Origin of the sequence: Domibacillus indicus (assembly GCF_023715895.1) — a bacterium.
In the GTDB taxonomy this organism is placed as follows: domain Bacteria; phylum Bacillota; class Bacilli; order Bacillales; family Domibacillaceae; genus Domibacillus; species Domibacillus indicus_A.
The window spans coordinates 87882-94882 of the sequence record NZ_JAMBOO010000015.1 but is presented as its reverse complement, the minus strand read 5'-3'; the positions used below and the strand labels follow the sequence as shown (position 1 = coordinate 94882).

General features: G+C 41.8%; 7 protein-coding genes. 1 reads left to right on the top strand and 6 read right to left on the bottom strand.

Annotation, left to right across the window (positions count from 1 at the left end):
- Positions 1-154: 154 nt before the first annotated feature.
- From M3221_RS17760 to M3221_RS17750, 3 genes are all read right to left on the bottom strand, one after another.
- Positions 155-355: a cold-shock protein gene (locus M3221_RS17760; RefSeq protein WP_251273026.1), complete on the bottom strand. Its 201-nt coding sequence runs from the start codon at positions 353-355 to the stop codon at positions 155-157.
- Between the two features lie 171 nt (positions 356-526).
- Entirely contained in the window at positions 527-751 is a 225-nt protein-coding gene (locus M3221_RS17755; protein ID WP_251273056.1) for a cation transporter dimerization domain-containing protein, read from the bottom strand.
- Positions 752-933: 182 nt separating this feature from the next.
- Positions 934-1956: a glycerophosphodiester phosphodiesterase gene (locus M3221_RS17750; RefSeq protein WP_251273055.1), complete on the bottom strand. Its 1023-nt coding sequence runs from the start codon at positions 1954-1956 to the stop codon at positions 934-936.
- Between the two features lie 772 nt (positions 1957-2728).
- Between M3221_RS17750 and M3221_RS17745 the strand changes: the two genes are divergently transcribed.
- Positions 2729-3676 (top strand): DUF6454 family protein, encoded by a 948-nt coding sequence (locus M3221_RS17745; protein ID WP_251273054.1) that lies wholly within the window; start codon positions 2729-2731, stop codon positions 3674-3676.
- A 215-nt stretch (positions 3677-3891) separates the two neighbouring features.
- Here the strand turns inward: M3221_RS17745 and M3221_RS17740 are convergent, their stop codons facing one another.
- From M3221_RS17740 to M3221_RS17730, 3 genes are all read right to left on the bottom strand, one after another.
- Positions 3892-4284, bottom strand: a complete 393-nt coding sequence (locus M3221_RS17740; protein WP_251273053.1) for a transposase — start codon at positions 4282-4284, stop codon at positions 3892-3894.
- 157 nt (positions 4285-4441) lie between these two features.
- Positions 4442-5494, bottom strand: a complete 1053-nt coding sequence (locus M3221_RS17735; protein WP_251273052.1) for an alpha/beta hydrolase — start codon at positions 5492-5494, stop codon at positions 4442-4444.
- 373 nt (positions 5495-5867) lie between these two features.
- A complete protein-coding gene (locus M3221_RS17730) occupies positions 5868-6983 on the bottom strand; it encodes a PQQ-dependent sugar dehydrogenase (protein ID WP_251273051.1) in 1116 nt (371 codons plus the stop codon).
- Between the last annotated feature and the right edge of the window lie 18 nt (positions 6984-7001).

Genomic DNA, 7001 nt, shown 5'->3' with positions numbered 1-7001 from the left:
TCTTAACGCCTTCTGGTCCTGATTCATAACGCCGTACGGCGTTCATTTTGTCTTCTATTGAAAACCTAACCATAAAAAATACACCTCCAATTGTTAGATGGTGTCTAACAATTGGGGTGCACTTCATTTAGAGTCTGTTTTGATTGGCGGCTAATTATAATTTATGAACATTAACGGCTTGAGGTCCTCTTTGACCTTGTTCAACCTCAAATTCCACTTCTTGTCCTTCATCAAGATTCTTGAAACCTTCACCTTGTATTGCTGAGAAATGTACAAATACATCTTCTCCGCCGTCACGTTCAATAAATCCAAATCCCTTTTCACCATTAAACCACTTAACTTTTCCGCGTTCCATTATTTGTGTGCCTCCTTACATTTCGAATCCATTTCATTATACCCAAATTGAATTGTTTTAAACTTTTTACAAATGATCATTTGTCAATTTAAGCGTAACGCTTCGTGTGGCGTAAGCCCCCGAGATAGCTCCGGGGGCTCCTCTGTTTTTACCCCTGCGTCACTAAATATATTAATGAGGTTGTACATGTACATGAACTTCTATTACATCGTGTTCCTTCATCAGTGCGTCCTCTACTTCCATTGAAATATCATGGGCTGCCCCAATGCCTAAAGTGGACTTAACCAGGATGACAACATCCACCACAGAGCTGCTCCCGTACTTTCTTGCTCTTATCGTCTTAATTCCCTTTACACAAAGAATGTCAAAAATCGATTCCTTATAGACTTTAGCCAAAGACCAGCTGCTTTCTTAGTTTTTGATTGAGAAAAAATGAAAAAACGCTATTTACTGTTTTTTACATGCGGAAAGTCAGTTTAATAACGATGTTCATTCTAATTTTTTCCTCCAGTCAATTTGGCTTCAAAAAAACAGCATTACTTTTTAGTAACGCTGTCTTCGCTTTTTGTATTCATTTATTATTTTGAAGCTGTATATTTCTTCGGCAGCTTAAAACCATGCTCTGTCATGACTTCCCGGAGGCGATCCGGATAATCGGTAATGATACCGTCTACACCGTCATCCACGAGTTTATTCATGGTAACTTTATCGTTTACTGTCCATGGGATGACTTTCATACCTGACTGATGTGCATCATCTACCATCTTTGCTGTTACATAAGGTTCATAGTTCTCATCTGTAATCTTGCCGTTTTGGGGAAATCCGTGTACCGGTGAAATCGCATCAGCTCCGAACGAATGAGCAGCCGCAACAAGGTCTCCTCCGAAGTCATCTATATCGATGCCTCCAAGCCAAGGTGACGCTCCCGGCTGTCCTGGCTGCAGGAATTGAGGACCGTTTGTAAGTGCCACGATCGGAAGGCTTGGTTCGACTTCACGCATCATCATTAGAGAACCCCAGTCAAAGCTTTGAATCGAAACCCGGTCGAGCATTCCCGCCTCACGAACCTCACGGGCTACAATATGAACAAAATCTTCACGTGGAGCCGTCTCATGTGGAGCACCTGCTTCAACTTTTGTTTCGATGTTCATCCAAACCTTTTTCGCATCATACTGTTTTACCAGATCAAAAACGTCAGTCAGCAAAAGCATTTTTGCTCCGGGACTCGTCACCTGTCCAGGGTATTGCGGCTTACTCAACGAACCGCAGTCCATCGTACGGATCTGCTCAAGGGTTAGGTCTTTTATGTATTTTCCCACATAAGGATACTCCGGGTCATTTTCAAATGCAGGGGCTGTATCCTTACAGACTGCGTTTGAGATCTTTCGGTCATGGGTAACCACCGCTTTATCGTCCTCAGTGATCTGTACATCGAGCTCGAGCGTACTCACACCAAGTTCCAGCGCATGTGAAAATGATGCAATAGAAGATTCAACAGTGAGCCCCATGCCCCCACGGTGTGCTTGCAGGTCGAACCCTTTTGAACCAAAAGACGTTTCAGCTGCAGTTGCCTCCTGCCCTGAAACTATAAATGAACTCATCGTGAGTACAGCTATAGCTGAAGATATTAGTTTTTTTCTGATCATTTCCTCATCCCCAAACTCTTAAAATAGTTTTACATGAGAAGTATACAGAGCCAATGTAAAGGAACATGAGTAGAATCTATAAAAAAATGTAAATAAAAACAGGGAGAAGATCTCCCAAAAAAGAATAGCCGCTTTGATATAGCACCTGCAAAGTAAAAACAAAACTAAACTTGTCTTATCCACTAGTATTAAGATTAGGGGAGTCAAATGATGGTTGGATGGAATGACAGATTGACAGAACAAATGAAAGACTGTAAGAAGGGGCGGTCCACCGTAAGAAGTTTATTGTCCTCCTAAAGTGATAGAGGCCTTTTATTGGGTGGTTCCTGTTGTTTGACATTGGCCTCATTTATTCTTTAATCATTTCTATCACTTCGTTATTCCTAACCAAAAGAAAGCTGCCTTCCTGGGGATAGATATAATTAAGGTTTTCATCCACTAAAAACCCATCTCCCCCTAACTTCTCTTTGACTTGTCTAGCCCTTCATACTTTGTAAACAAATATTCATACAAACACCATAATCCTTTCACTTTAACTTAATAACTATTTAGTAAGGTTAAGTCGACCCTATTCCAGAGGGGACATCAATGAAGATACACAATACACTCACCTAAGAATAGCGGTACGAAAAATTCCGCTTATTGCCTAACAGCAAAGATGATGCTGATTTCCCTCAATATGTATAGGTTGAACAGATAAAACATTAGACGACTAGGAGGATGAATGATGAAAAAATTGTTTCTCACACTCGCAGCAGCCTTAGCAATAGGTTCAGTTACCACGGCGTATGCAAACCCGGATGTTCTTCAAACAAAGAATGATGGAGAACAGCTTGTCGACAAATTCAAACAACTGTCTCGTAATACAGAATGGGAAGAGAAAGGAAAGGTGGATCTACAGTTTAACACCTATCACCCTCAAGGAATGACGAAGATTGGTGACTTATACTACATGTCTTCAGTAGAGATCATTGAAAAACCTGTTAAATTCGAACATCCTCGTGACGGATATGACCGCACACCTGGGAAAGGAATCGGTCACCTCTTCGTTTACAATGAACAGGGAAAACTGTTACAAGATATAAAACTAGGTGAAGGCGATATGTATCATCCCGGCGGTATTGCTTTTGATGGGGAATCAATTTGGGTATCGGTTGCTGAATACCGCCCCAACAGTGAATCCATAATCTATAAAGTGGATCCAAAAACCATGAAACCACAGGAAATGTTTAGAACGAATGATCATATCGGCGGGATCTTACGTGACGGTGAAAAAGGAAAATTAAAGGCGGTAAGCTGGGGTTCACGAACATTTTACGAGTTTGATCAAAAAGGAAAAGTACTGAGCAAGACAAGCAACCCCAGTCATTTTATCGATTATCAGGACTGCGAAAGTGCAGGAAATGATAATATGATTTGCAGCGGTATTACAGAACTGCCACAGCAAGGTAATAATGTAGCTAAATATGAACTAGGCGGCCTTGCGTTACTAGATATGAAATCGATGAATACTAAACATGAACTGCCGATCTCTTTATTTTCACCTCAAGGTCATACTATTACACGTAACCCTGTATATCTAGAAAATACAGATTATGGAATAAAATTATATGCTGTACCTGATGATGACCACTCCTCTATGCTCGTCTATGAAACACGATTTAACACTAAATAAATATAACGTAAAAAACACTTTGATAGCATCAAAGTGTTTTTTCACTGACTTTCCACATGTCACATTTTAACCATTGAGAATTAATAAAGGAGACCGCATTCCCTTTCACGAATGAACTTGTAATCTTTCATTTGAGAAAGGACTGAGCTCTGTTCAATACAGGATTCAGTCCTCTTTAACAGCTTAAATTATGTGTCTAACTTTTTGAGTTCACTTCACAATTGTTTTTTAACAGTAGATTTTGTTTCTTTTTTCATGAATGATCGCCCCTTTTTCTTTGGATGTAGGGCATCAATTCCTCCAGTCTCAAATAACTTTCGCCAATTTCGGATCAAGCCTGGTGAAGAAATATTGAAAATGGCAGCTGCGTCATAAGAGGATGTACCCGTGTCTTTCATATACTTGAGTACATTAAGTTTAAACTCCACAGAATAGCTTGTATAGGATTTTAAAAACCCTTCTGCGCCGAATTGTTCATAAAGACGAATCCATCCACTTAAGATTGGAGAACTGACTCCGGCTTCTTCAGCAATTTTATAAATACTTTCATTTCTTTTTAAATACCTTAATACAATTTGAATCTTTTCTTCCGTTGTAAATTTGGCCATAAAAACACCCCGTAAATGTTAGTTTGGTGTCTAACATTTACGGGTCAGTCCCTATGGTAGAAGAAGCGTCTTTTGTAATTTGTTTTGTTATAGTAATTCATTAACTTAACAACCAGTATCAAGTACGCACGTTAAAAAAACCATTCTGTGCAACAATTTAGTCTAAATGCTCCGCAAAGAACCCTTCGACCTGATCCATTGCTTCTGTAACGTAAGGCTCGAGATCGTAAACATCAAAGTGACGGGCACCCTCGATCAAGTAAAATTCCTTCGGTCCATTTGCCGCATCGTATAGACTTTCTACGCTAGAAAGCGACCATGCGTTGGACGCTGTGACGATGAGTAACGGGGTAGGCCCAAGGTTACTCAGTGCTTCCTCAGGGTTAAATTCAAGCCACTTTTCTGCAGACCACGTCACATATTCATTTCGCCAATTAGGGACGGCGCCGCGATCAGGATTGAAGTAATATTCACCAGCTTCGCTATTACCATCGGGCAAGATAGCTGTGTAGTTTGGATCTCTTTCTCCACGTTCGTATGCCTCACGCTGTTCCCTTGCTTCCTCTAGACTTAATGTCGCCATCTGGCTCATGCCGCCGTATGGGACAACTGTTGCAACGGCTTTGATACGGCGATCAGAAACTGCAGTATATGGCATGTAGCTGCCGGTACCACAAACACCGAGCCCAACAATCCGCTCAGCATCGACATAAGGGAGCGATTCAAGGTACGACACCGCACTCTTAATATCTTCAGATTTCATAAAGGGATCTTCTAGTTGGCGTGGCTCACCCTCACTTTCACCAAAGTAGGTATAATCAAACACAATGGCCACATAACCGAGCCCCGCCATCTTTTGCGCATAGAGACTCTGGGTTTGTTCCTTCACGGAGAACATAGGACCACCAACGACAACTGCTGGCAGTTTTGCGTTCGGCTTCATACTTCCAGGAGTAAAGACCAACCCTTTCAGCTCTAGACCGGTTTTCTCGTTTGGAAGTGTTACTTTAGTGGTCTTTATCTTACCTTTTGGAACCTTACTCAGCTTTGTTTTCTTTGGAATATTTTGATCGGTATTGTTATTGTTAGCGACGCTACTGTTACTGCCATAACTAATATTGTTTGTTGAGTATAAGAAGGTCATCACCAGTCCTAATCCTAAGACTAGAAGTAATCCTGCTAGAAAACGCGCTTTTTTACCATGTATCATACTTTGATTCACCTCTCTGTAATAATAGAAAACCCAAACTCTAAGAATCTCGGTTTGGATAACCATTTGTTCAGAGCAGTCCTACTTCGACTATTAAGCAGAAAAAGTTTATGTTACAGACTAGTCAACAAACCGCATTTTTCTTACGGTATCATTTTGTTGAGATATGTTCATTTTCCTTCTTCCTAAGGAATCAATATTGAGTTAAGAATATATATCGATGTATTAATAAACAACAGTCTATCATGATAATAGGAAACTAAGGACCTCCCTTTCCATGCAACTATAGATAACTTGCTAGCCTCAAGTGTTTTACATGTATTCATCTCCCTTGAAGAACCAGCATTCTGCCTTCTTCCCTTACTGCTCTTAATTAAGTCAAGTCCGAAAGTAGGATTCTGTATAGTTTATCGTCATCATCCTGGGGAGTAACCCATCCATCTGTATTACTGCTAATGAAATAAAGGGTGTGATCTTCGATGAATACATCGCGAATTCGCCCCAGCCCGCTAATCACTTCGCGTTGTCCCCCCGTTTCCAGGTCAAACTCTATAACTGCGGATCCTCTCAGCGCCGCAACATACAACTTGCCTTCGTAATAAGCCATTCCGGACGGCGCCCAGGTCGCTTCGTTTCCAGAAGTAAACAGCGGCGAAACCATGCCTTCCTGCTGTTCTTCTCCCTCAATAACCGGCCAGCCATAATTGCGGCCCGCTTCTATAAGATTGACTTCATCGTTTGCATTGTTCCCATGTTCGCTTGCATATAAAGTCTTATCAGACGACCAAGCCATTCCTTGAGGATTTCGGTGTCCATAACTATAAATATAGGAATTTGGAAACGGGTTATCACTTGGGATCGATCCATCAAGGTTCATTCTTAAGATTTTACCGCCTAATAAGTTAAGGTCTTGTGCAATATCCTCCTCGTAAGTATCGCCGACAGTTACATACAGTTTTCCGTCCGGCCCAATCTTGAGCCTTCCCCCGTGATGGTAATCGCCGCCAGGGATCGAATCGAGGAGCACGCGCTCCTGCCTCCACACGTTATCTTCCTGGCGTAATGTTACAATCCTGTAAAATGGCTCGGCATTATCCTGATACGAATAATAAGCATATGCGAGGTTTGACTCCGAAAAGTCGGGAGCGAGTTTAAGCCCCATTAACCCTCCCCTTCCAACTGTCATCAATTCGCCCCCAAGCTCTGCCGCTTGCCGTTCTACAGTTCCATCTTCTTCTATCTTTAAAATCGTCCCTCCCATTTCGGTTACGTACAAAGTATTTCCGTTCTTCTCGATAGACCAAGGCATATCAAGCTGCTCCGCAACCACTTCAAGCTCTCCATCCACTGTGGCTGCGGCTTCTGGCTCCCCATTGTCTTGCCTGTCGGAAGAGCTCCGCTGTTCATCCGGGGCATTTGGCTGTCCTCCTCCGAAACATCCAGAAGTAAAAAGCATCGTAAATAGCGTTATGGCTAATGTAGTTTTCACCCGTCCTCTCACCCTTTT

Excerpts from the sequence above, each read along its gene's own strand:
- M3221_RS17745 (WP_251273054.1), top strand. The coding sequence starts at position 2,729 with ATGAAAAAATTGTTTCTCACACTCGCAGCAGCCTTAGCAATAGGTTCA.
- M3221_RS17735 (WP_251273052.1), bottom strand. The coding sequence starts at position 5,494 with ATGATACATGGTAAAAAAGCGCGTTTTCTAGCAGGATTACTTCTAGTC.
- M3221_RS17760 (WP_251273026.1), bottom strand. The coding sequence starts at position 355 with ATGGAACGCGGAAAAGTTAAGTGGTTTAATGGTGAAAAGGGATTTGGA.
- M3221_RS17750 (WP_251273055.1), bottom strand. The coding sequence starts at position 1,956 with ATGAGTTCATTTATAGTTTCAGGGCAGGAGGCAACTGCAGCTGAAACG.
- M3221_RS17740 (WP_251273053.1), bottom strand. The coding sequence starts at position 4,284 with ATGGCCAAATTTACAACGGAAGAAAAGATTCAAATTGTATTAAGGTAT.